Annotated in this window: 20 protein-coding genes; 16 read left to right on the top strand and 4 right to left on the bottom strand. The window is 64.5% G+C overall.

The genetic code is table 11. The annotated features are described in order from the left end of the window. Positions 1 to 53: 53 nt before the first annotated feature. Together WHH00_RS14680 and WHH00_RS14675 are read right to left on the bottom strand one after the other, a co-directional pair. The gene (locus WHH00_RS14680; RefSeq protein WP_406633900.1) at positions 54 to 536 is read right to left on the bottom strand and encodes an SRPBCC family protein; all 483 of its coding nucleotides are present in this window, start codon (positions 534 to 536) and stop codon (positions 54 to 56) included. Between the two features lie 15 nt (positions 537 to 551). After that, positions 552 to 857: an ArsR/SmtB family transcription factor gene (locus WHH00_RS14675; RefSeq protein WP_406638624.1), complete on the bottom strand. Its 306-nt coding sequence runs from the start codon at positions 855 to 857 to the stop codon at positions 552 to 554. A 195-nt stretch (positions 858 to 1052) separates the two neighbouring features. Between WHH00_RS14675 and WHH00_RS14670 the strand changes: the two genes are divergently transcribed. The 15 genes from WHH00_RS14670 (at position 1053) to WHH00_RS14600 (ending at position 17977) form a co-directional block, all read left to right on the top strand. Then, the gene (locus tag WHH00_RS14670; protein ID WP_406633899.1) at positions 1053 to 1457 is read left to right on the top strand and encodes a tautomerase family protein; all 405 of its coding nucleotides are present in this window, start codon (positions 1053 to 1055) and stop codon (positions 1455 to 1457) included. Between the two features lie 208 nt (positions 1458 to 1665). After that, entirely contained in the window at positions 1666 to 2667 is a 1002-nt protein-coding gene (iolC, locus tag WHH00_RS14665) for a 5-dehydro-2-deoxygluconokinase (protein ID WP_406633897.1), read from the top strand. Further along, entirely contained in the window at positions 2664 to 3614 is a 951-nt protein-coding gene (locus tag WHH00_RS14660; protein ID WP_406633895.1) for a deoxyribose-phosphate aldolase, read from the top strand. The genes iolC and WHH00_RS14660 overlap by 4 nt, the downstream gene beginning before the upstream one ends. Positions 3615 to 3654: 40 nt before the next feature. Next, a complete protein-coding gene (gene iolD / locus WHH00_RS14655; protein WP_406638622.1) occupies positions 3655 to 5607 on the top strand; it encodes a 3D-(3,5/4)-trihydroxycyclohexane-1,2-dione acylhydrolase (decyclizing) in 1953 nt (650 codons plus the stop codon). Between the two features lie 45 nt (positions 5608 to 5652). Then, the gene (locus WHH00_RS14650) at positions 5653 to 7164 is read left to right on the top strand and encodes a CoA-acylating methylmalonate-semialdehyde dehydrogenase (protein ID WP_406633893.1); all 1512 of its coding nucleotides are present in this window, start codon (positions 5653 to 5655) and stop codon (positions 7162 to 7164) included. 33 nt (positions 7165 to 7197) lie between these two features. Beyond that, on the top strand, positions 7198 to 8109 hold the full coding sequence (locus WHH00_RS14645; protein ID WP_406633891.1) for a sugar phosphate isomerase/epimerase family protein: 912 nt from the start codon (positions 7198 to 7200) through the stop codon (positions 8107 to 8109). A gap of 46 nt (positions 8110 to 8155) precedes the next feature. Further along, the gene (locus WHH00_RS14640; protein WP_406633889.1) at positions 8156 to 9169 is read left to right on the top strand and encodes a Gfo/Idh/MocA family protein; all 1014 of its coding nucleotides are present in this window, start codon (positions 8156 to 8158) and stop codon (positions 9167 to 9169) included. Between the two features lie 108 nt (positions 9170 to 9277). Further along, entirely contained in the window at positions 9278 to 10153 is an 876-nt protein-coding gene (locus WHH00_RS14635; RefSeq protein ID WP_406633887.1) for a sugar phosphate isomerase/epimerase family protein, read from the top strand. Further along, complete coding sequence (locus WHH00_RS14630) at positions 10150 to 11595, top strand: sugar porter family MFS transporter (protein ID WP_406633885.1); 1446 nt, start codon at positions 10150 to 10152, stop codon at positions 11593 to 11595. The genes WHH00_RS14635 and WHH00_RS14630 overlap by 4 nt, the downstream gene beginning before the upstream one ends. 251 nt (positions 11596 to 11846) lie before the next feature. Continuing rightward, the gene (locus WHH00_RS14625; RefSeq protein WP_406633883.1) at positions 11847 to 12848 is read left to right on the top strand and encodes a substrate-binding domain-containing protein; all 1002 of its coding nucleotides are present in this window, start codon (positions 11847 to 11849) and stop codon (positions 12846 to 12848) included. Positions 12849 to 12909: 61 nt separating this feature from the next. After that, positions 12910 to 13959 (top strand): ABC transporter permease, encoded by a 1050-nt coding sequence (locus WHH00_RS14620; protein WP_231456430.1) that lies wholly within the window; start codon positions 12910 to 12912, stop codon positions 13957 to 13959. A gap of 14 nt (positions 13960 to 13973) precedes the next feature. Then, entirely contained in the window at positions 13974 to 14909 is a 936-nt protein-coding gene (locus tag WHH00_RS14615) for an ATP-binding cassette domain-containing protein (protein WP_406633881.1), read from the top strand. A 154-nt stretch (positions 14910 to 15063) separates the two neighbouring features. Further along, entirely contained in the window at positions 15064 to 16152 is a 1089-nt protein-coding gene (locus WHH00_RS14610; protein WP_406633879.1) for a Gfo/Idh/MocA family oxidoreductase, read from the top strand. Next, positions 16152 to 16937, top strand: coding sequence for a TIM barrel protein (locus tag WHH00_RS14605; protein WP_406633877.1), 786 nt, complete (start codon positions 16152 to 16154; stop codon positions 16935 to 16937). Before WHH00_RS14610 ends, WHH00_RS14605 begins: the two co-directional genes overlap by 1 nt. Further along, a complete protein-coding gene (locus WHH00_RS14600) occupies positions 16934 to 17977 on the top strand; it encodes a Gfo/Idh/MocA family oxidoreductase (protein WP_406633875.1) in 1044 nt (347 codons plus the stop codon). The genes WHH00_RS14605 and WHH00_RS14600 overlap by 4 nt, the downstream gene beginning before the upstream one ends. 16 nt (positions 17978 to 17993) lie before the next feature. Here WHH00_RS14600 and WHH00_RS14595 read toward each other — a convergent pair whose 3' ends face one another. After that, on the bottom strand, positions 17994 to 18443 hold the full coding sequence (locus tag WHH00_RS14595; RefSeq protein WP_231456423.1) for a MarR family winged helix-turn-helix transcriptional regulator: 450 nt from the start codon (positions 18441 to 18443) through the stop codon (positions 17994 to 17996). Positions 18444 to 18583: 140 nt separating this feature from the next. On the opposite strand from WHH00_RS14595, the gene WHH00_RS14590 reads away from it, so the two are divergent. Then, positions 18584 to 19795, top strand: a complete 1212-nt coding sequence (locus WHH00_RS14590; protein WP_406633873.1) for an MFS transporter — start codon at positions 18584 to 18586, stop codon at positions 19793 to 19795. An 88-nt stretch (positions 19796 to 19883) separates the two neighbouring features. Here the strand turns inward: WHH00_RS14590 and iolB are convergent, their stop codons facing one another. Further along, complete coding sequence (iolB, locus tag WHH00_RS14585) at positions 19884 to 20777, bottom strand: 5-deoxy-glucuronate isomerase (protein ID WP_406633871.1); 894 nt, start codon at positions 20775 to 20777, stop codon at positions 19884 to 19886. Positions 20778 to 20786: the final 9 nt, after the last annotated feature.

Below are 20786 nucleotides of genomic sequence, written 5' to 3'. Positions count from 1 at the left end.
GGGCGGTTACCTTCCAAGCCAAAGGTAACCGCCCGTCGTCGTACTTTTGCGTCCTACACCTTTGCCCCGCTGAGCAGCTCATCGAGCCGCTCGTAGCCTTCGGACATGCCGCCTTCCATGCCTGACTGCGCCATGCCGTCGCGGGCCTCCTGCGTGGGATAGACGGAATGCCCGCGGAGGCGGCACCGGCCATTGCCCAGGTCCTCGAACGTCATGAACTCCAGGCTGACGACGTCCGGGTACCCGCCGAACTCGAACGTCTGGATGGCGAATTCATTTTCCCGGACCGTGTGGAAGACGCCCTTGAACTCATACGGCACCCCCTCCGGTCCGGTATGCAGGTAGCTGTAACTGCCGCCGGTCCGGAAATCGTAATGGTCGACGTCCATTGTGTAGCCCCGCGGACCGAGCCACTGGACTATGAGGTCCGGATCCTTGTGGGCCCGGAACACATCCGTGACCGGGAAATCGAACTCGCGCTCGTAGTCGATGAAGGGGACTCCCTCAGGAACGCTGAGTTTCAGGGAATTGCTCATGATGATTCCTTCGAACTAGTCGCTGCCATCTGCAGCTCGTGACCTAAGCACGGCATCAAGGCTGCGGAACTGCCCCTCCCGGACCAACCTGTACTGGTCAATCCAGGCGGTGAGCGCCTCAAGCCGCGCGGGATTCAGGTGCACGGGCCGCCGCTGGGCCTCCCTAGTCCGGGTGACCAGCTCCGCCTGCTCGAGTACCTGGATATGCTTCGAAACCGCCTGCTTGGAAATTTCGAAGGGTTCCGCCAATTCATTTACTGTGGCCGGTCCCCGGCTGAGCCGGGCAATGATGCTCCGCCGCACAGGATCCGCCAAGGCCATAAACGCCGAGTCCAGCCCCGTTCCGTCGGTTTCCACTGCCACTCCGTTAATTACCCAATTTCTTAATCAACTACTTAGTTTATCAACCTTTCGGTTGTTTAAGTCTAAGCCCGCTCCGCCTGTCCGGCAATACCCTTTCTTGCGCACCGTTCGCCAACTTTGTTAGTATGTCAGTACAAATATTGAGGAGAGAAAGTGCCACTCGTTCGAATTGATGTAAACCAAGGCCGCAGCCAAGAGGATCTGCAGCGGCTGAGCCGAGGGATCCATGACGCAATCCTTGCCGAGTACGGCATCCCGGAGCGCGACTACTTCCACATCCTGAGCGAGCACCCCGCCGGGCAGATATATGCCCAGGATGCGGGGCTTGGTTTTGAGCGGACAAGCGGGGTTGTGATGATCCAGATTTTCACCCAGGGCGGCCGTTCGCAGGAGGCCAAGCAGCGCCTCTTCGCCGCAGTGGCGGACAAGCTCGCGGAGGTCGGCGTCGCCGGCGAGGACGTATTCATCGGCTACGTGGAGAACACTGCCGGTGACTGGTCATTCGGCTTCGGCCGGGCCCAGTATGTCACCGGCGAGTTGGCCGTACCCCGGAAGTAGCGCCGTCTTCGGCGCGGCTCGTCGTTAGGCAGCCACCGACAAAATAGGCCGTTATGGCAACTTGTAAACATGTCAGTACAAACCTTTGACAGGACATTGATTCTAGGGCAAAGTAGTGGATGTGACCCCGCTCATGGCAGGGCCAGCCAAGGCACCGGAGCTCTAGCTGTTGAGGTACAGAGTTCAAACGAGAAAGGTCCGCAACACCGTGACCCACGAACTGCTCACGATCGGGCGCATCAGCGTTGATATTTACCCGAATGACATCGGGGTTGGCCTGGAGGACGTCACGTCCTTCGGCAAGTACCTTGGCGGATCGCCGTCCAACGTTGCAGTAGCCGCTGCCAGGCACGGCCGCCGTACGGGGGTCATTACCCGCACCGGTGACGACCCCTTTGGTACCTACCTGCACCGCGAACTCAAGAAATTCGGGGTGGACGATTCCTTCGTCATCCCGGTCCAGGGCCTCCAGACGCCGGCCACCTTCTGTGCCATCCAACCGCCAGAGGATTTCCCGCTGTATTTCTACGGACGCTTTCCCACTGCCCCGGATCTGCAGGTAAGGGCCGAAGAGCTGGACCTGGACGCCATCCGCAGCGCGGGAATCTTCTGGTCCACGGTGACTGGCCTCTGCCAGGAGCCCAGCAGGACAGCGCACATCAGGGCACACGAGGCCCGGCCTCGGACTGCCCTCAAAGAAGGCCAGTTCACCATCCTTGACCTCGACTACCGGCCCATGTTCTGGGCATCTGAAGAGGAAGCGCGGGCCGAGGTGGCCAAGATCCTGCCGCACGTCACCGTCGCCATCGGCAACGACAAGGAATGCGCCGTGGCGGTAGGGGAGGGAACCCCCGATGAGCAGGCCGACCGCCTGCTGGCCGCCGGCGTCGAGATCGCCGTCGTCAAGCTCGGCCCCGAAGGCGTCATGGCGAAAACCCGTACTGAGCGCGTAGTCTCCGCCCCCGTCCCGGTGGAGACCCTCAACGGCCTCGGTGCCGGCGATTCCTTCGGCGGTGCCTTCTGTCACGGACTGCTGGCCGGCTGGCCGCTCGCCCAGGTCCTGGACTACGCAAACGCCGCCGGCGCAATCGTCGCCTCGCGCCTTTCCTGCGCCGACGCCATGCCGACGCCGGATGAGGTCACCTCGCTGCTGGCGGAGCGCGGCCGCCTGGTGCCTGGCCAGTTTGCCACCGAAGGAGCAGCACTGTGACCCTCACGCCACTGGCCTCGAACAATGCGCTGGACGACGACCCGCGCCGCTACGCCCACCTGAGCACCATCAGGCTTGAGGATCCGGACGCCATAGCCCGGGCAGCCAAGGCGCGGCGCCGCCACCCCGGCCTGAAGTATGGACGGCAGAACTTCATCGTCGCTGCCGACCATCCCGCCCGCGGCGCCCTGGCCGTCGGCAACGACCCGGTGGCCATGGCAGACCGCCGGCAGCTCCTTGACCGGCTGCAGGTCGCCCTGGCAAACCCGGACGTGGATGGCGTGCTTGCGTCGCCGGACATCATGGATGACCTGCTGCTGCTGGGTGCTCTGGAAGGCAAGCTCGTCTTCGGCTCGATGAACCGCGGCGGGCTCGCCGGCCTGGTCAACGAATTCGACGACCGCTTCACCGGACATACTGCAGCCGCGCTGGAAGCACTCGGTGCCGACGGCGGCAAGATGCTCACCCGCATCTGCCTCGGGGACCCGGACACCGTTGCCACCCTTGAGGCCACTGCCAGGGCCATCGATTCGCTGGCTGAGCGCAAACTGATCGCCATGGTGGAACCCTTCCTGTCGGTCCGCGAGAACGGCAGGGTCCGGAACGACCTTTCTACGGACGCGGTGATTAAGTCGATCGCGATCGCTGAGGGCCTGGGCTCCACCAGCGCCTACACGTGGATGAAGCTCCCCGTCGTGGCGGACATGGAACGGGTCATGGCGGCCACCACCATGCCCACCGTCCTGCTGGGCGGGGATCCGGACACCAGCCAGGACGAGGTTTTCGCAAGCTGGCAGGCAGCCCTCGCGCTGCCCGGAGTTCAGGGCCTCACTGTTGGCCGGACGCTCCTGTACCCGGCGGACGGCGATGTTGCCGGCGCCGTGGCCACTGCTGCCTCACTGCTGAACCACACCACCCCAAACCGAACCGAAGAAGTATCGGAGTAGCCTTCCCATGGGAACAACATCAGGAACCGCCACCCGCAGAATGACGGTCGCCCAGGCCGTCGTCGAGTATCTTTCGAAGCAGTACACGGTGGACTCCATTGGAGGCGTTGAGTACCGTGAGCGGCTGATTCCGGGAACCTTCGGCATTTTCGGGCACGGGAACGTGGCCGGCGTGGGCCAGGCGCTGAAACAGTACCAGCAGCTGGATCCGGCCATCATGCCGTACTACCAGGGCCGGAATGAGCAGGCCCAGGCGCATCAGGCCGTGGGGTATGCCCGGCACACCCGCCGCCGCCAGACCTTTGCCATCAGCACGTCCATCGGACCGGGCTCCTCGAACCTGCTGACCGGCGCAGCCCTGGCGACGACAAACCGCCTGCCGGTGCTGCTGCTGCCCAGTGACACCTTCGCCACGCGGGCCGCAGACCCCGTGCTCCAGCAGCTCGAGCAGCCCTACGCCTACGACATCACGGTCAATGACGCGTTCCGGCCGCTGTCCAAGTTCTTCGACCGCGTCTCCCGGCCCGAGCAGCTGTTCTCCGCCTTCCACCATGGCCTGCGTGTCCTGACGGATCCGGCGGAGACCGGCGCGGTGACCATCTCGCTGCCGCAGGACGTCCAGGCGGAGGCCTTCGACGTCCCTGCGGAGTTCCTGGCAGAGCGCGAGTGGCGGATCCGCCGCCCGGACGCGGACGATGACGACATCGCCCGCGCTGCCGAGGCCATCCGTGCTGCAAAGCGGCCGCTGATCATCGCCGGTGGCGGCGTTCTATACTCCTACGCCAACGAGGAACTCGCGAAGTTCGTGGAACTGACCGGCATCCCGGTGGGCAACACCCAGGCCGGCGTTGGCGTCCTGCCGTGGGACCACAAGCACTCCCTCGGAGCCATTGGTTCCACGGGCACGACGGCGGCCAACGCCATCGCTGCCGAGGCGGACCTGATCATAGGCATCGGCACGCGCTACGAGGACTTCACCACCGCGTCCCGCACCGCGTTCCAGAACCCGGACGTGCGCTTCATCAACATCAACGTCGCCCCGATCGACGCGTACAAGCACGGCACCACGCTGCCCATCGTGGCCGACGCCCGCAAGGCGCTGGTCAAGCTAAACCAGGCCCTGGGCGGCTACCGGGTGGGCGCGGACCTGGAGCAGAAAATCGCGGCCGAGAAGAAGCGCTGGGACGCCACCGTGGACGAGGCCTTTGACACCCGGCACACGCCGCTGCCGGCGCAGAACGAGATCATCGGCGCCACCAGCCGGGCCATGGATGCCCGGGACGTCGTGATCTGCGCAGCGGGTTCGCTGCCCGGTGACCTGCACAAAATGTGGCGCGTCCGCGACCCCTTCGGCTACCACGTGGAATACGCGTACTCCTGCATGGGCTATGAAATCCCCGGCGGCCTGGGCGTCAAGCGTGCCGCCCTGGCTGAGGCCGCGGCAAGTACGACGGCGGCCGGCGACGGCCGTGCGGACGTAAGGGACGTCGTCGTCATGGTGGGGGACGGCTCCTACCTGATGATGCACACCGAACTGGTCACCGCCGTCGCCGAACGGATCAAACTGATTGTTGTCCTGATCCAGAACCACGGCTACGCCTCCATCGGTTCGCTGTCCGAATCGCTGGGCTCACAGCGGTTTGGCACCCAGTACCGGACGCTGGACGAAGAGCATCACAGCTTCGACGGCGGTGAAACCCTGCCCGTGGACCTCGCCCTGAACGCCGAATCCCTGGGCGTGAAGGTCATCCGGATCGAGCCGGGGGACAAGGTCATCGCCGAACTCGAGCAGGCTATCCGCGATGCCAAGGCCGCCCCTGAAGGCACCGGTCCCATCCTGATCCACGTCGAGTCCGACCCGCTCCTGGACGCCCCCAGTTCAGAGTCGTGGTGGGACGTTCCCGTCTCCCAGGTCTCCGAACTGGACACCACGAAAGCGGCTTTCCAGACCTACGCCGAGCACAAGGCCCGCCAGCGCAAGCTGCTCGGCTGATTCCCCTTCGACACCCGAATGCTTACAACTCAAGGAAGAGTCGCCATGACTGTTGCAACCGAGACCTCCACCATCAACCACTTCATCAACGGCGCCGAAAGCGCCGGCGAGGGTGACCGCACCACATCCGTCTACAACCCGGCCACCGGCGCCGTGTCCGCACAGCTGCGCCTGGCCAACCGGGCCGACCTGGACACCACCGTCGCCGCTGCCCGCAAGGCCGCCGACACCTGGGGCGACATCTCCCTGGCCAAGCGCACCGCCGTGCTCTTCAAATTCCGCGAACTGGTGGCCTCCCACGTGGACGAGCTCGCCCAGCTGGTCACCGCCGAGCACGGCAAGGTCATCTCCGACGCCAAGGGTGAAATCGGCCGCGGCCTGGAAGTCATCGAGTACGCCTGCGGCATCCCCACGCTGCTCAAGGGCGACTACTCGGACCAGGTCTCCACCGGGATTGATGTCTTCAACTTCCGCGAGCCCCTCGGTGTGGTTGCCGGCATCACGCCGTTCAACTTCCCGGTGATGGTGCCGCTGTGGATGGCACCGATGGCCATCGCCACCGGCAATGCGTTCATCCTCAAGCCCTCCGAGCGCGACCCGTCCGCCTCCATGCTGCTGGCCAAGCTCTGGAAGCAGGCAGGCCTGCCCGACGGCGTGTTCCAGGTCCTGCACGGCGACAAAGAAACGGTGGACGGGCTCCTGACCCACCCGGACGTGGACGGCATCTCCTTCGTCGGCTCCACCCCGATCGCCCAGTACGTCCACGAAACCGCCACCAAGCACGGCAAGCGCGTCCAGGCCCTGGGCGGGGCGAAGAACCACGCCATCGTGATGCCCGACGCCGATCTGGACAACGCCGCCGACCACCTCGCCGCCGCCGCCTTCGGCTCCGCCGGGGAACGCTGCATGGCCATCTCCGTCGCCGTCGCCGTCGGGGACGCCGCGGACCTCATCGTCAAAAAGGTCGAAGAGCGCGCCCTGGCCGTCAAGGTCAACAACGGCACCGCCGCCGACGCCGAAATGGGCCCGGTCATCACCCCCGCCTCCAAGGAACGCATCGTACGGATCGTCACCGAAGCCGAACAGGCCGGCGCCGCCATGGTGGTGGACGGCCGCGACCTCGTGGTTCCCGGCCACGAAGACGGCTTCTGGGTAGGCCCCACCGTCATCGACCACGTGAAGACCGAAATGACTGCCTACACCGAGGAGATCTTCGGCCCCGTCCTCGTTGTGGTCCGCGTGGATACCCTTGAAGACGGCATCGCGCTGATCAACGCCAACCCCTACGGCAACGGCACCGCCATCTTCACCTCCTCCGGCGCCCACGCCCGGAAGTTCCAGCGCTCCGTCACGGTGGGCATGATCGGGATCAACGTGCCCCTGCCCGTCCCGGTGGCTTACCACTCCTTCGGCGGCTGGAAGGCCTCCCTCTTCGGGGACAAGCACATCTACGGCCCCGAAGGCGTCTCCTTCTACACCCGCGGCAAGGTCATCACCTCCCGCTGGCCCGAACCCACCCACGCCTCCGGCGCCTCCTACAACTTCCCGTCCAACTGAATCCTCACGCCCGACAAGAAAGACAACGCTGTCATGACTGAGAACAAGCTGATCATCGGCACGGCACCGGACTCCTGGGGAGTCTGGTTCGCGGATGACCCCAAGCAGACGCCCTGGGAACGGTTCCTGGACGAGGTGGCCGAGTCCGGCTACAAGTGGATCGAGCTGGGCCCGTACGGCTACCTGCCCACCGACCCCGCACGGCTGGCCGAGGAACTGAAGCAGCGTGACCTCAAGGTCACCGCGGGCACGGTGTTCACCGCCTTCCACCGCGGGCTGGACCAGTGGGAAACCGCCTGGGAGCCTGCACGCAAGGTAGCCGAACTGACGGCGGCCATGGGTGGCGAGCACATTGTGGTCATCCCGGCCATGTGGCGCGACGACGTCACCGGGGAGGCCGTGGAGAGCGGCGAACTCAGCGACAAAGCCTGGAGCGACCTGTTCGCCGGCCACAACCGCCTGGGCAAGACCCTGCTGGAGGACTTCGGCCTGAAGCAGCAGTTCCACTCCCACGCGGACTCCCATGTTGGCGCCCAGGAAGACATTGAAACCCTCCTGGCCGCAACGGAGGCGAAGTACCTGAACCTGTGCCTGGACACGGGCCACGCCGAGTACTGCGGCGCGTCCAGCCTTGAGCTGATCAAGAACTACCCGGACAGGATCGGCTACCTGCACCTGAAGCAGATCAACCCGGAGATCCTCAGGCAGGTCAATGAGGAAAACATGACGTGGGCCGCAGCCAACCTGGCCGGCGTCATGACCGAGCCGCCGAACGGGCTTCCCGATTTGCGTGCCGTCATCGAAGCAGTGGAGGCCCTCAACCGGCCCATCTTCGGCATCGTGGAGCAGGACATGTATCCGGTCGCTTTCGATGTGCCCATGCCCATTGCCAAGCGCACCCGCAACTACCTGCTGTCCTGCGGTTCCCGGACCACCGTCAACTGACAGCCACACCGCCCGCATCCGTAACAGACCCTGAAGGAACGAAACAATGACTGAAGCACTCCGCGTCGCCGTCATCGGCGCCGGGCGCATGGGCGCCGACCACATCCAGCGCCTCAACACCCGCATCCACGGAGCCGAGGTTGCCGCCGTCGTGGACGTTGACCTTGCCCGTGCCCAGGCGGCCGTGGATGGCATCCCGGGCGCCGTCGCGCTTGCCGATGCCGAGGAAGCCCTCAACAACGGCGACGTCAATGCGGTACTCATCGCCACGCCCGGATTCCTGCACGAGGACATCCTGCTGAAGGCCATCGCCAAGGACATCCCGATCCTTTGCGAGAAGCCGCTGACCCCCGACGCCCAGTCCTCCTGGAAGATCGTGCAGGCTGAGGTTGAGCTGGGCCGCAAGCGGATCCAGGTTGGCTTCATGCGCCGCTTCGACGCCGAGTACGCCGCGCTGGGCCAGATCATCCGGAACAACGAACTGGGCGAACTGCTGATGCTGCACCACCAGCACCGCAACCCCACCACGCCGCCTGGCTTCACCAATGAGATGCTGATCAACGATTCCGTGGTGCACGAGTTCGATGCCATCCGCTACTTCACCGGTGAGGAGATCACCAGCGTCCAGGTGCGCCTGGGCAAGGCCACCAGGAACGCCCCGGCCGGCCAGCACGATCCGCAGCACGTCCTGCTGGAGACCGAATCAGGCGTCCTGGCTGACGTTGAGATCTTCGTCAACGCCAAGTACGGCTATGAGGTTGGAACCCAGGCTTCGTTTGAAGAAGGTGTTGTCAGCATTGGCGGCGACAAGGGCCCTTACACCCGCAGCGCCGGCCGCTGGGGCGGCAACGTCACCCCGGGATTCGAGGAGCGCTTCGGCGCGGCGTACGACGTCGAAATCCAGTCATGGGTGGACGCCGCGCTGAAGGGCGAAATCGGTGGACCCACCGCGTGGGACGGCTACGCCACCGCAGCATGCTGCGAGGCCGGCGTCGAAGCGCAGAAGTCGGGAGAAAAGGTGAAGGTCCAGCTCAACTCAAAGCCGGACCTCTACAACTAGTCGCCCGCTGGAGTTTTTGTCCAGATATGCCGACTTTCGGGCATGCCAGCCCTCCATATCTGGACAAAAACTCCTCCAGCCTTACTGATCCACCATGGAGTGTTTTACGTGAAAATCGCGCTTGACCCCACCCCGTTTCACCACTCGCACAGCCTGCTTGAGTTTCCGAGGGTGGTGGCCGATCTCGGATACAAGTACATGCAGATGACTCCGCACGCGGACTTCATTCCCTTCTACAACCATCCCAAGGCCGATGATGAACTGGTGGGCCAGCTCAGCAAGGCCTGCAAGGACGCCGGCGTGGAAATCGCCTCCGTCCTTCCTGTGCTGCGCTGGTCAGGCCCGGACGAGGATGCCCGCGAAGCGGCTGTCCGGTACTGGAAGCGTGCCATCCAGATCACCGTGGACCTTGGCGTCAGCACAATGAACACCGAGTTCAGCGGCCGCCCCGAGAAAGCGGAGGAGTCCGAGCGGGCGTTCTACCGCTCCATGGAGGAACTCCTGCCGATCATCGAACGGGAGGGCATCGACCTGCTCATTGATCCCCACCCTGACGACTTTGTCGAGGAGGGGCTGGCCGCCATCCGCGTCATCCGCGGCCTGAACTCGAAGAACGTGGGCCTGGTCTACGTCGCCTCGCACAGCTTCCATATGAAAAACGACCCGCTGGAGATCATGCGTGCGGCGGGGGACAAGCTGCGCCTGGTCCATGTTGCTGACACCATGAACCACCATGCTTCGCACGGTCTCCGGTACATCACCAACCCGCCGGGCAACCCCGTCCGGGTGCACCAGCACCTGAAAATTGGCGACGGCGATGTGAACTGGGACGGGTTCTTCGGCGGCCTCAAGGAAATCGGCTTCCTGGACAAGGACAACACCGTCATGGTGTCCAGTGTGTTTGCAGAGGACGAGCACGCCGGGGACGTTTCCCGGTACCAGCTGGAAACCATGAAGCAGTACGTCCAGAAGGTCAGCCTATGAGTGTTGCCGGCCCGGCCGGGGCCATCAAGAACCGGCAGCCGTCCAACCACAAGCGGGCGCTCCGGACCGTAACCATTATCTCCACCTTCGGCGGGCTGTTGTTTGGCTACGACACCGGCGTGATCAATGGCGCGCTTCCCTACATGCAGGAAGACCTCGGGCTCACGCCGCTGACCGAGGGCCTGGTCACATCCTCCCTCCTGTTTGGAGCAGCCTTCGGTGCACTGTTCGGCGGCCGCCTGGCCGACCGGAACGGCCGCCGAAAGATGATCATGGTCCTGGCGATGATCTTCCTCGTGGGAACGCTGGCCTGTACGTTCTCGCCGAGCACGGAGGTGATGATCGCAGCCCGGTTCGTCCTGGGACTGGCAGTGGGCGGCGCTTCTGTCACCGTCCCCGTCTACCTGGCTGAGGTTTCGCCCAGTGCACGGCGCGGCCGGATCGTCACGCAGAACGAACTGATGATCGTCACCGGGCAGCTGTTGGCCTTCATCTTCAATGCCTACCTGGGCAACACCTTCGGCGAAACCGGGGGGATTTGGCGCTGGATGCTGGTGATTGCCACCCTGCCCGCCATAGCACTGTGGATCGGCATGACCTTTATGCCGGAAAGCCCGCGGTGGCTCGCCTCGATGGGCAGCTTCGGTGAGACGCTCAGCGTCCTGCAGCGCATCCGGTCCGAGGAAGAAGCCCGGAAGGAATTCGAAGAAGTCAAGGCCATGGCCGTGGAGGACTACAAGTCCAAGATGGGCTCGTGGAAGGATCTGGGTGTTCCCTGGCTGCGCCGGATCTTCGTCGTGGGAATCGGGCTTGCGGTGATCCAACAAATCACCGGCGTCAATTCGATCATGTACTACGGAACCCAAATCCTTGCGCAGTCCGGCTTCGCCCGGGAGGCTGCGCTGACCGCCAATATTGCCAACGGCGTCATCTCCGTGCTCGCGACGTTCGTGGGGATATGGCTGCTCGGCAGGGTGGGCCGCCGTCGGATGCTTATCACGGGGCAGATAGGCACGACGACGGCGCTCCTGCTGATCGGCCTGTTCTCGCTGATCCTGCCAGAAGGCTCAGCCCGCGGTTTCGTGATCCTTTCCCTGACAGTGACTTTCCTTGCCTTCCAGCAGGGTGCCATCTCCCCAGTGACGTGGCTGATGCTCTCCGAGATCTTTCCGCTGAAGATCCGCGGGCTCGGGATGGGCGCCTCCGCCTTCGTCCTGTGGACCGTTAACTTCATGGTGGGCTTCGGATTCCCGCAGCTGCTGGCGGCGATCGGCCTGTCCAGCACCTTCTTTGTGTTCGCCGTGCTCGGAGTGGGTGCCATTGCGTTTGCCGCCAAGTTCGTCCCGGAAACCAAGGACAAGAGCCTTGAAGACGTGGAGCACTACTTCAAGAACGCCGCTGCTGTGAAAACTGAAGCAACCGCCGGGGCAGGTGCCTCCTAGCTCACCCCGATTACAGGCCTGCCAAAGAAGCACCCTCGTCCTCCCGGACGAGGGTGCTTCTTTGCGTTGAGGAGGCGTTGGGCAGCGCGTGCCAACCGATCATTTTCGAACTTCAAACCGCACATTACGTGTTTACATACTAATGTCAGGACAAAGTCTTGACATGTGTGGCTCAAGTCACGATGATCGTACTAAGCACATTCCGGCAGCTGCACCGCGGCAGCCCGGAGCTGAAATCAAAGGAGATTCACGTGGCTAAATTTTCTTGGCGCAAGGCGACCCTGGTGGCAGCCATTGCGCCGATGCTGGCCCTGAGTGCATGCTCAAGCACCGGCGGCAGGACCGAAGAGGCAGGCGGCGCAGGCGGAGGGGGGCAAGTCGCCACAACAGAACGCATGAAGATCGCCCTCATTACCCACGCCGCTCCCGGCGACACCTTCTGGGACATCCTCCGCAAGGGTGCCGAAGAGGCCGCCGCCAAAGACAACGTTGAATTGCTCTACACCTCGGATCCTGAGGGTGGACGCCAGGCCCAGCTCATCCAGCAGGCCATCGACCAGAAAGTGGAAGGGATCGCCGTCACCCTCGCCAAGCCGGACGCACTCAAAGACGCCCTGAAGAAAGCTACTGACGCCGGCATCCCCGTCGTCAGCCTGAACTCCGGAGCGGATGTGTGGCAGCAGGTAGGCGCTTTCACCCACTTCGGATCCGATGAGAACCTCGCCGGTGCCGCTGTTGGCGACAAGCTCAACTCGCTGGGAGCAAAGCGCCCCATCTGCGTGATCATGGAACAAGGCAACGTGGCCCTGGACGCCCGCTGTGCCGGCGTCAAGTCCAAGATCCCGGCAACCGAGAACCTGTTCGTGCAGGGCACTGACATGACGCAGGTGTCCTCGACCGTCAGTGCGAAGCTCCAGGCCACTCCGGATGCAGATGCCATCATCGGCCTCGGAGCGCCCTTCACGCTGACCATCCACAAAGCAGTCGAATCCTTGGGCCTGAAGGACAAAGTCAAGGTTGCGTCCTTTGACATGAACGGTGAACTGGCCCAGGCCATCATCGATGGCAAGGTTGCCTTCACCGTAGACCAGCAGCCGTGGCTCCAGGGCTATGGCGCCATCGACGCTCTGTGGCAGGTCAAGAGGGCCGGCATTCACGTAGGTGGCGGGCTCCCGGTCCTGACCGGCCCGTCGATCATTGATCAGGCAGCCGCTCCTGACGTTCTCAAGTTCGCCAAGGAAGGCATCCGCTAAGGATGACTGAGCCGGGTTCCGGGGCCTTGCGGCTCCGGAACCCGCCTAGCAGGAGAAACCCATGACACAGACACTCACCAAAACATCCACCGTCGTAACCGATGAGCGCGTCGGCAAACGAAACCCTCTCCAGAAGCTGCTCGCCCGCCCCGAGGTCGGCGCCCTTGTGGGCGCCATTGTCCTCTTCATCTTCTTTGCATTGGTGTCCTCGACGTTCACCCAGCCCAATGCGCTGGCTACTATCCTGTACGGCAGTTCCACGATCGGGATCATGGCGGTCGGGGTGTCGCTGCTGATGATTGGCGGGGAGTTCGACCTGTCCACCGGTGTCGCCGTGATCTCCTCGGCACTGACGGCCTCGATGTTCAGCTGGTACTTCAGCACCAACGTCTGGGTGGGCGTCCTCCTGGCTCTGCTGGTGTCTCTTTCCATCGGGTACATCAATGGGTGGATCCTGATGAAGACCAAGCTGCCCAGCTTCATCGTCACCCTGGCTACCTTCCTGATGCTGACCGGCCTGAACCTGGGCCTGACCCGCATGATCGGCGGCGGTGTTTCGTCCCCCTCGATTTCGGACATGGACGGCTTCGCCTCCGCCCGCGCGGTTTTTGCCTCTTCAGTGCGGATCGGCGGGATAGATGTCCAGATCACGGTCTTCATCTGGATTGCGCTGGTTGCGGTGGCCACCTGGGTGCTGATGCGGACCAAGGTAGGGAACTGGATCTTCGCCGTCGGCGGAGACGAGAACGCAGCCCGTGCCGTGGGCGTTCCGGTCAAAGCCACCAAGATCGGACTGTTCATGGGCGTCGGTTTCTGCGGCTGGATCCTGGGCATGCACAACCTTTTCGCCTTCGACACCGTGCAGTCCGGTGAAGGCGTGGGCAACGAGTTCCTCTACATCATCGCCGCTGTCATCGGCGGATGCCTGCTCACCGGCGGCTACGGCTCAGCGATTGGCGGTGCGATCGGCGCATTCATCTTCGGTATGGCCAACAAGGGCATCGTCTACGCCCAGTGGAACCCGGACTGGTTCAAGTTCTTCCTGGGCCTGATGCTGCTGCTGGCCACCATCGTCAACCTCATCGTCAAACGCCGCGCGGAACTGAAGTAAGGGGTCCAGAGATCATGAACGCACAAGAGATCAACCAGCAGACGCTGCTTCAGAACGAGCGCGACCCCCTCACCCACACTCCGGTGCACCTGCTTTCACTCGAGGGAGTCGGCAAGCACTACGGCAACATCGTGGCCCTGAGGGATGTCACCATGGCGGTGGACAACGGCCGCGTCACGTGCGTCCTGGGAGACAACGGCGCCGGCAAGTCCACGTTGATCAAGATCATCGCGGGACTGCATCAGCACGACGCCGGGACGCTGAACGTCATGGGGGAGGAGCGGAAGTTCGATTCACCCCGCGACGCGCTGGATGCCGGAATTGCCACCGTCTACCAGGACCTGGCGGTAGTTCCCCTGATGCCGATCTGGCGGAACTTCTTCCTCGGCTCTGAACTGACCAGCGGTTTTGGTCCTTTCAAGAGCATGGATGTCCAGAAGATGAAGGACATCACCAAAAAGGAACTGGCTGAAATGGGCATCGACCTCCGCGATGTGGAACAGCCCATCGGTCAGCTCTCCGGCGGCGAGCGCCAGTGCGTGGCCATTGCCCGCGCCGTCCACTTCGGCGCCAAGGTCCTGATCCTGGACGAGCCGACGGCGGCGCTTGGCGTGAAGCAGTCGGGCGTGGTCCTGCGCTACATCCTGCAAGCCAGGGACCGGGGACTCGGCGTCATCTTCATTACCCACAACCCGCACCATGCCTTCCCCGTGGGGGACCGGTTCCTGCTGCTCAAGCGCGGCAAGTCCATCGGTTACTACGACAAGAAGGACATCACCCTGGACGAGCTCACGGCCCAGATGGCCGGCGGCGCCGAACTTGCCGAACTCGCCCACGAACTTGAGCAGCTGGGCGGGCACAGTGATGTGGTCAAGGAAGTCCAGGCCGAGGTGGCCGACGTCGCCCACACCGCAGAGATGCCAAAGGAAGGCAGCGCACGGCACCTCTAGCAGGACCGGAGCGGTACCCGCCGGACATGCCCCGCCGGACATGCCGGCCGGGCACTGCGGGACTGGTGCTGGAATGCTTCGAGGCCATGACACCGGTGCTGTGCAATCCGCCCTCCTGACCCATTGTTGTACGCCCCATCGAAAGGACGAGCCATTGGCTTACATCTCCCAGCAAAGTTCGGTAACACCCGTACCGGTACGCATCGGACTCATCGGCTCAGGCTGGATGGGTGCGTTCCATGCCGAGAGCGTTGCCCGCCGCGTCCCCGGTGCCGCCCTGGCGGCCATCGCGGACCCCAATATCGAGTCCGCGCAGAACCTCGCCCTGCAGCTGGGTACGGCCAAAGTGACGGCCAGTGCCGAGGATATCTTCGCCGATCCGGAGATCGACGCCGTGGTCATCGCCAGCCCGGCCCGGTTCCATTCCCCACTGATTGCCCAGGCCGCCGCCGCAGGAAAGCACGTATTTTGCGAGAAACCGGCCGGCCAGTCGCTGGCGGAACTCGACGCCGCGCTCGCGGCTGTGGAGCAAGCGGGGGTGCACTTCCAGATCGGATTCAACCGCCGGTACGCCGATGGCTTCCGGGCAGCGAAGGAAGACCTCGCCGCCGGAGCAGCCGGAACCCCGCAACTCCTGCGCTCGCTGACCCGCGATCCCGGGACCGGAAGCATTCCCAACGCGGCCAGGGTGCCGGCATGGACTATCTTCCTGGAAACGCTCATCCACGACTTCGACACCCTCAACTGGTTCAACGAGGGGGCCGAGCCCACCGAGGTGTACGCCGTGGCGGATGCCCTCGTGGAGCCGTCCCTGCGCGACCAGGGATTCCTGGACACTGCAGTAGTAACCATCAGGTACAGCAACGGTGCCATCGCCGTGGCCGAGGCGAACTTCAGCGCACTCTACGGGTATGACGTCCGCGGCGAGGTGTTTGGCTCAAAGGGCATGGTGCAGGCGGGCCGGACCACCGAAACGGAGGCCCGGCGCTATACCGCCGAGGGACTCTCGGCGGATACGCCACGCCTCAACGTCGAGCTGTTCCGCCAGGCCTACACCGACGAACTCGCGGACTTCGCCGCATCCGTGCGGGCAAAGCGCGACGGCGGGACCTCGCCGTCGTCGGACATCACCCTTACGCCCGGCGCCGCCGACGCCCGCCGCGCCCTGGCCATGGCACTTGCCTGTATCGAATCGGTGAAAAGCGGCGCCCCGGTCGCCGTCGCCGAAAAGGCGGCCGTCTGATGCGGCTGGCGGTCTGCGCGGAAATGGTCTTCCTGGACCTTCCGTTCGAGGAGCGGGTGCGGCGGGTCCACGAGGCGGGATTCGACGTGGAACTCTGGGATTCCCGGCACAGGGACATTCCCGCGCTGGCAGCCACTGGGGCCGTCTTCTCCTCCATGACCGGCTACACGTCCGGCAGCCTGGTGGATCCGGACACGGCCGGTCACGTGGTCCAAACAGCCGAATCGCTGATCCCCACCGCCCTTGAGCTCGGAGTCAGCCGGATGGTGGTGCACCCTGCCGAACTCATTGACGGCAAGGCCGCCAGGCCCGTCTTCCGTTCCAGCGGGAGGATGTGGAGCACTGGTGCCAGGACCCTGGAGCGGCTTGGCAGGCTGGGCGAAAAACACGGCCTCACGTTCTGCCTGGAAAACCTCAACACGGTGCTTGACCATCCAGGCATTCCGCTGGCCCGCGCCAAGGACACCCTTGCGCTCGTGGAGGCGGCCGGGCACCCCAACGTCAAGCTCATGCTGGACCTGTACCACGCGCAGCTCGGGGAGGGGAACCTCATTGAGCTGGTTCGGACGGCCCTCCCTCATATCGGCGAAGTCCAGGTGGCGGATGTTCCCGGACGCTGCGAGCCAGGCACCGGGGAAATCAATTACGCAGCTGTGGCCCGTGCCCTCGCGGAGGCCGGCTATCAGGGCACCGTGGGCATGGAGGCGTGGGCGAAGGATGACAGCAACGCAGCCCTCGACGCCTTCCGGACCGCCTTTACGGTCTATGCAGAGGAAAAAGCATGAAAAACGTAACGCTTGGACTGGTCGGAGTGGGCCGGATCGGCGTCATGCATGCCAACAACATCGCGTCCCTCAACGGCGTTTTGAATCCGGAGGGGATCAACGTGCGCCTCCTGCTGACGGACGTGGCTGAAGAGCATGCCCGGCGAGTAGCAGCAGGCCTGGAGGCGGAGTATCTGCCCTCGGTTGACGCACTGCTGGCCTCGGGAGTGGACGGCCTGGTGGTGGCCACCGGCACCGCCACCCATCCCGAACTCATCAAGGCGGGAGTGGACGCCGGCATCCCGGCTTTCTGCGAGAAGCCCGTGGCCATGAACGTTGCGGACGCCCTGCCGGTGCTGGACTACATCCGGGACAAGAACGGCGTTGTGCAGATTGGCCACCAGCGCCGGTTCGACGCCGGCTACCTGGAAGCCAGGAGGGCTTACCGGGCCGGCGAGCTGGGATGGATCCACTCCCTGCGCGCGGTGACCTGCGACATGGCCCCGCCGCCCGTGGAGTTCCTTGCAACCTCCGGCGGGCTCTTCCGCGACTGCTCGGTCCACGACTTCGACATCCTGCGCTGGCTGACCGGCCGCGAAATCGTCGAGGTCTACGCCAAGGGCTCGAACAACGGTGACCCGGCCATCGGCGGAGTCGGGGACGTGGACACCGCGCTGGCCCTGGTGACGTTCGACGACGGCACGGTGGGGACAGTGTCAGCCACCCGCTACAACGGGGCCGGCCATGATGTCCGGCTGGAAATCCAGGGGTCCAGCCGTTCGCTCATGGTGGGGCTGGACGATAAGACGGCGATGGTGTCAGCCGAACCCGGCGTCGCTTTCCCTTCGGGCGAGCCGCACCGGACGTTTGCCGAGCGCTTCGACCAGGCCTACCGTTCCGAAATGGCCGCTTTCGTTGAGCTTGTCCTGGGCCAGCGGGACAACCCGTGTACCCCCGAGGACGCTGTGGCCGCCTCCCGGGTGGCCGACGCCGCCCAGGAGTCCCTGGCCAGCGGCCTTCCGGTGCGCGTGGCAGGAGCCGTGGCCAGCCAACTGTCCTGAGCGGCCCCGAACCCGTTCAGGACACCGCGTGCAGCTTGGGAAGCGCGTCAACCAGGGGGGCCAGTTCAGGGATGTCCTGCGCTGCTGCCAGCGCACGCTCGAGGGTGGCGTCGTGCGCCGGCCTCGCTTCCTCAAGGAGGCTGAGGCCGGCGGGCGTCAGTTCCGTGTAAATACCCCTGCGGTCGTCATCGCACAGGATGCGCGTCAGCAGGCCCCTGCCCTCCAGCCGGTTGACCAGCCGGGTGGTGGCGCTTGGGCTCAAAGCAGAAGCGCGGGCCAGTTGCTGCATCCGCATGTGCCAGCCGTCCTGCCTGCTCAGCGCGTCCAGGACTGTGTACTCCACCACGGACAGCTTTGACTCAGCCTGGAGGGCGCGCTCCAGCTCGCCCTCGATCAGCCCGTGAAGGGCCGCCAAAGTCCGCCATCCCTGCGCCCGGACCTCGACGGCGTCGTCCTTAATGCCCATGGTGCTGCTCCTTATCCATATAGTTGCTTGCGCGGGATAATTGCGTATGCAACAATAAATACCGCGCCTGCAACTAGTTTATGGCGTCATTCTGCGCCCAGCAACATGCGCGTTCCCACACAACACGGAGGAGTACCGGCATGCCCGTCGGTTTGATAGCCCTGGCCCTCGGAGGGTTTGGAATTGGTCTTACAGAGTTCGTCATTATGGGGCTGCTGCCTGAAGTGGCAGCGGACGTTGGTGTAACCGAAGCGGAAGCCGGCTGGCTGATCTCCGGCTATGCACTGGCGGTGGTGGTCGGCGCCCTCGGTCTCACCGCCGCCGTCACCCGTTTCCCGCGGAAGCCTGTGCTGGCGGCGCTGCTTGTCCTGTTCATCGTGGGAAACCTGTTGTCGGCCACCGCAGCAGACTACTGGCCCATGATGGCCGGCCGGGTAATTGCCGCACTGGCCCACGGTGCCTTCTTCGGCATTGGGGCGGTGGTCGCCGCGGGCATGGTTTCCCCTACAAAGAAGGCCGGTGCCATTGCGCTGATGTTCACCGGGCTGACTGCGGCCAACGTTCTGGGGGTGCCGTTCGGCACCCTCCTCGGGCAGGCCGCCGGATGGCGCGCCACGTTCTGGGCGATCACCGCTATTGGTGTTGTGGCCCTCGCCGGGATCCTGGCGCTCGTCCCCAGGGCAGCCGGAGCGCCCGGGGAAACAGGAGGGCTGCGCGGCGAGCTGCGGGCCTTCCGCTCCCGGCAGGTATGGCTCTCGATTGTGGTGACCATCCTCGGGTTCGGAGGCATGTTCGGTGCCTTCACGTACATCGCCTACACACTGACCGAGGTATCCGGCTTCGCTGCCGGCACGGTGCCCTGGCTCCTGATCCTGTTTGGCCTGGGACTCTTCGCGGGCAACACGCTCGGCGGAAAGGCCGCCGACCGGAACCTTGACCGCACCCTGCTTGTGGTCCTGGCCGTCCTGTTCGTTGTCCTGGTGGCCTTCGCGCTGACCGCCGCCAGCCAGGTACTGGCCACTGCGTCCCTGGTGCTCATGGGTGGCTTTGGCTTTGCCACCGTCCCCGGGCTGCAGATGCGCGTCATGAAGTACGCCAGCAGTGCACCCACCCTGGCATCGGGCGCCAATATCGGGGCGTTCAATGTGGGCAACGCCCTGGGCGCGTGGCTCGGCGGTGTCACCATTACCGCCGGGCTCGGCTACACCTCACCCATCTGGGCCGGTGCCGGTATCACGCTGGTGGGGGTGGCTGTCATGGCCTTCGCTGCCGCCGCCGCCAAGCGGAGCAGCGTGGGGCCGCGTCCGGAAGCGGAAATGCCAGCGGACCGCACGGACGCCCTGCACGTGTGAGTTTTCGTCCATTTATGCAGGGCTGGAGGCCCTTTAAGTCTCCATACCTGGACAAAAACTCCAGCCGGATCGCGGGATGTGCGGGCGCTCAGGCGCCGAACGGGAGCCGCGGGTCCACGTCCTGGCCGTCCCAGGTCTGGCGCACCCAGCCGTGGTGGGGGTCGTCGCTGATGAGCCATTCGCGCACGGGCCCGGGGCCTGCCATGACGTTCAGGTAGTAGAGGTCGTATCCCGGCGCAGCCATTGCGGGACCGTGCCAGCCGTACGGAACCAGGACAACGTCACCGGTGCGCACCTCCGCCGAGACGTCGATGGGGCGCTCGTCTGATGCGTAAACGCGCTGGTAGCCGATTGCGTCCGCATCCGCCGGCGCCGCTGACCCGTCCGCCACGCGCGTCTCGAAGTAGTAGATCTCCTCGAGGTGCGTCTCGCCGTCCTTCTCCTCGTCGTGCTTGTGAGGGGGATAGGAGGACCAGTTGCCTGCCGGAGTGAGGACCTCGCAGACAATGAACCGGTCAGCCTCCAGCGCGGCGGGTGTCCCGAAGTTGTGGACCTGGCGGGAGCAGTTGCCCGCGCCGCGCAGCTCAACCGGGGTTTCGGCGGCGGTCACCAGCCGGGTGGGGTACGCGTCCTTTGCCGGGGCCGTGGCAACCGCTACCCTCCCGCCGTCGGCCGAGGTGATGCTTACGGCGCGTCCGGTGCCCGAGTACAGAACGTCGCTGGGGCCGTGGAACACGGAGTCGCGGCCGCCCAGGTCGTATTCGGTGCCGTCGACCGTAACGGTGAAGGAGCCGTTGAGGGGCACCACGATGCGTTCCTCACCTGCGGCGGGAAGGACGACGTCGGCACCGGCAGCGAGCGTGGCCACCTTCAGTCCGGTATGTGCCCAGCCGTCCACGGACAGGGAGGAGTCCGAGGTTCCGATGGAAACGTCCCATGTGCCGTCGGTGGCGGTGCCCAGGGGGTAGACCCAGTTGGTCATGGAGTGTAG

It is taken from the genome of Pseudarthrobacter quantipunctorum (genome assembly GCF_045291495.1).
Taxonomy (GTDB): Bacteria; Actinomycetota; Actinomycetes; order Actinomycetales; family Micrococcaceae; genus Arthrobacter; species Arthrobacter quantipunctorum.
Note: the sequence above shows the minus strand (reverse complement) of the source record. Positions and strands in the feature narration are given on the sequence as shown.

What these genes read in the sequence shown, in the direction of transcription:
- WHH00_RS14605 (WP_406633877.1), top strand. Translation starts at nt 16,152, where the DNA reads ATGCGGCTGGCGGTCTGCGCGGAAATGGTCTTCCTGGACCTTCCGTTC.
- WHH00_RS14640 (WP_406633889.1), top strand. Translation starts at nt 8,156, where the DNA reads ATGACTGAAGCACTCCGCGTCGCCGTCATCGGCGCCGGGCGCATGGGC.
- WHH00_RS14620 (WP_231456430.1), top strand. Translation starts at nt 12,910, where the DNA reads ATGACACAGACACTCACCAAAACATCCACCGTCGTAACCGATGAGCGC.
- WHH00_RS14590 (WP_406633873.1), top strand. Translation starts at nt 18,584, where the DNA reads ATGCCCGTCGGTTTGATAGCCCTGGCCCTCGGAGGGTTTGGAATTGGT.
- iolB (WP_406633871.1), bottom strand. Translation starts at nt 20,777, where the DNA reads ATGACCAACTGGGTCTACCCCCTGGGCACCGCCACCGACGGCACATGG.
- WHH00_RS14615 (WP_406633881.1), top strand. Translation starts at nt 13,974, where the DNA reads ATGAACGCACAAGAGATCAACCAGCAGACGCTGCTTCAGAACGAGCGC.
- iolD (WP_406638622.1), top strand. Translation starts at nt 3,655, where the DNA reads ATGACGGTCGCCCAGGCCGTCGTCGAGTATCTTTCGAAGCAGTACACG.
- WHH00_RS14680 (WP_406633900.1), bottom strand. Translation starts at nt 536, where the DNA reads ATGAGCAATTCCCTGAAACTCAGCGTTCCTGAGGGAGTCCCCTTCATC.
- WHH00_RS14630 (WP_406633885.1), top strand. Translation starts at nt 10,150, where the DNA reads ATGAGTGTTGCCGGCCCGGCCGGGGCCATCAAGAACCGGCAGCCGTCC.
- WHH00_RS14650 (WP_406633893.1), top strand. Translation starts at nt 5,653, where the DNA reads ATGACTGTTGCAACCGAGACCTCCACCATCAACCACTTCATCAACGGC.
- WHH00_RS14600 (WP_406633875.1), top strand. Translation starts at nt 16,934, where the DNA reads ATGAAAAACGTAACGCTTGGACTGGTCGGAGTGGGCCGGATCGGCGTC.
- WHH00_RS14675 (WP_406638624.1), bottom strand. Translation starts at nt 857, where the DNA reads ATGGCCTTGGCGGATCCTGTGCGGCGGAGCATCATTGCCCGGCTCAGC.
- WHH00_RS14595 (WP_231456423.1), bottom strand. Translation starts at nt 18,443, where the DNA reads ATGGGCATTAAGGACGACGCCGTCGAGGTCCGGGCGCAGGGATGGCGG.
- WHH00_RS14645 (WP_406633891.1), top strand. Translation starts at nt 7,198, where the DNA reads ATGACTGAGAACAAGCTGATCATCGGCACGGCACCGGACTCCTGGGGA.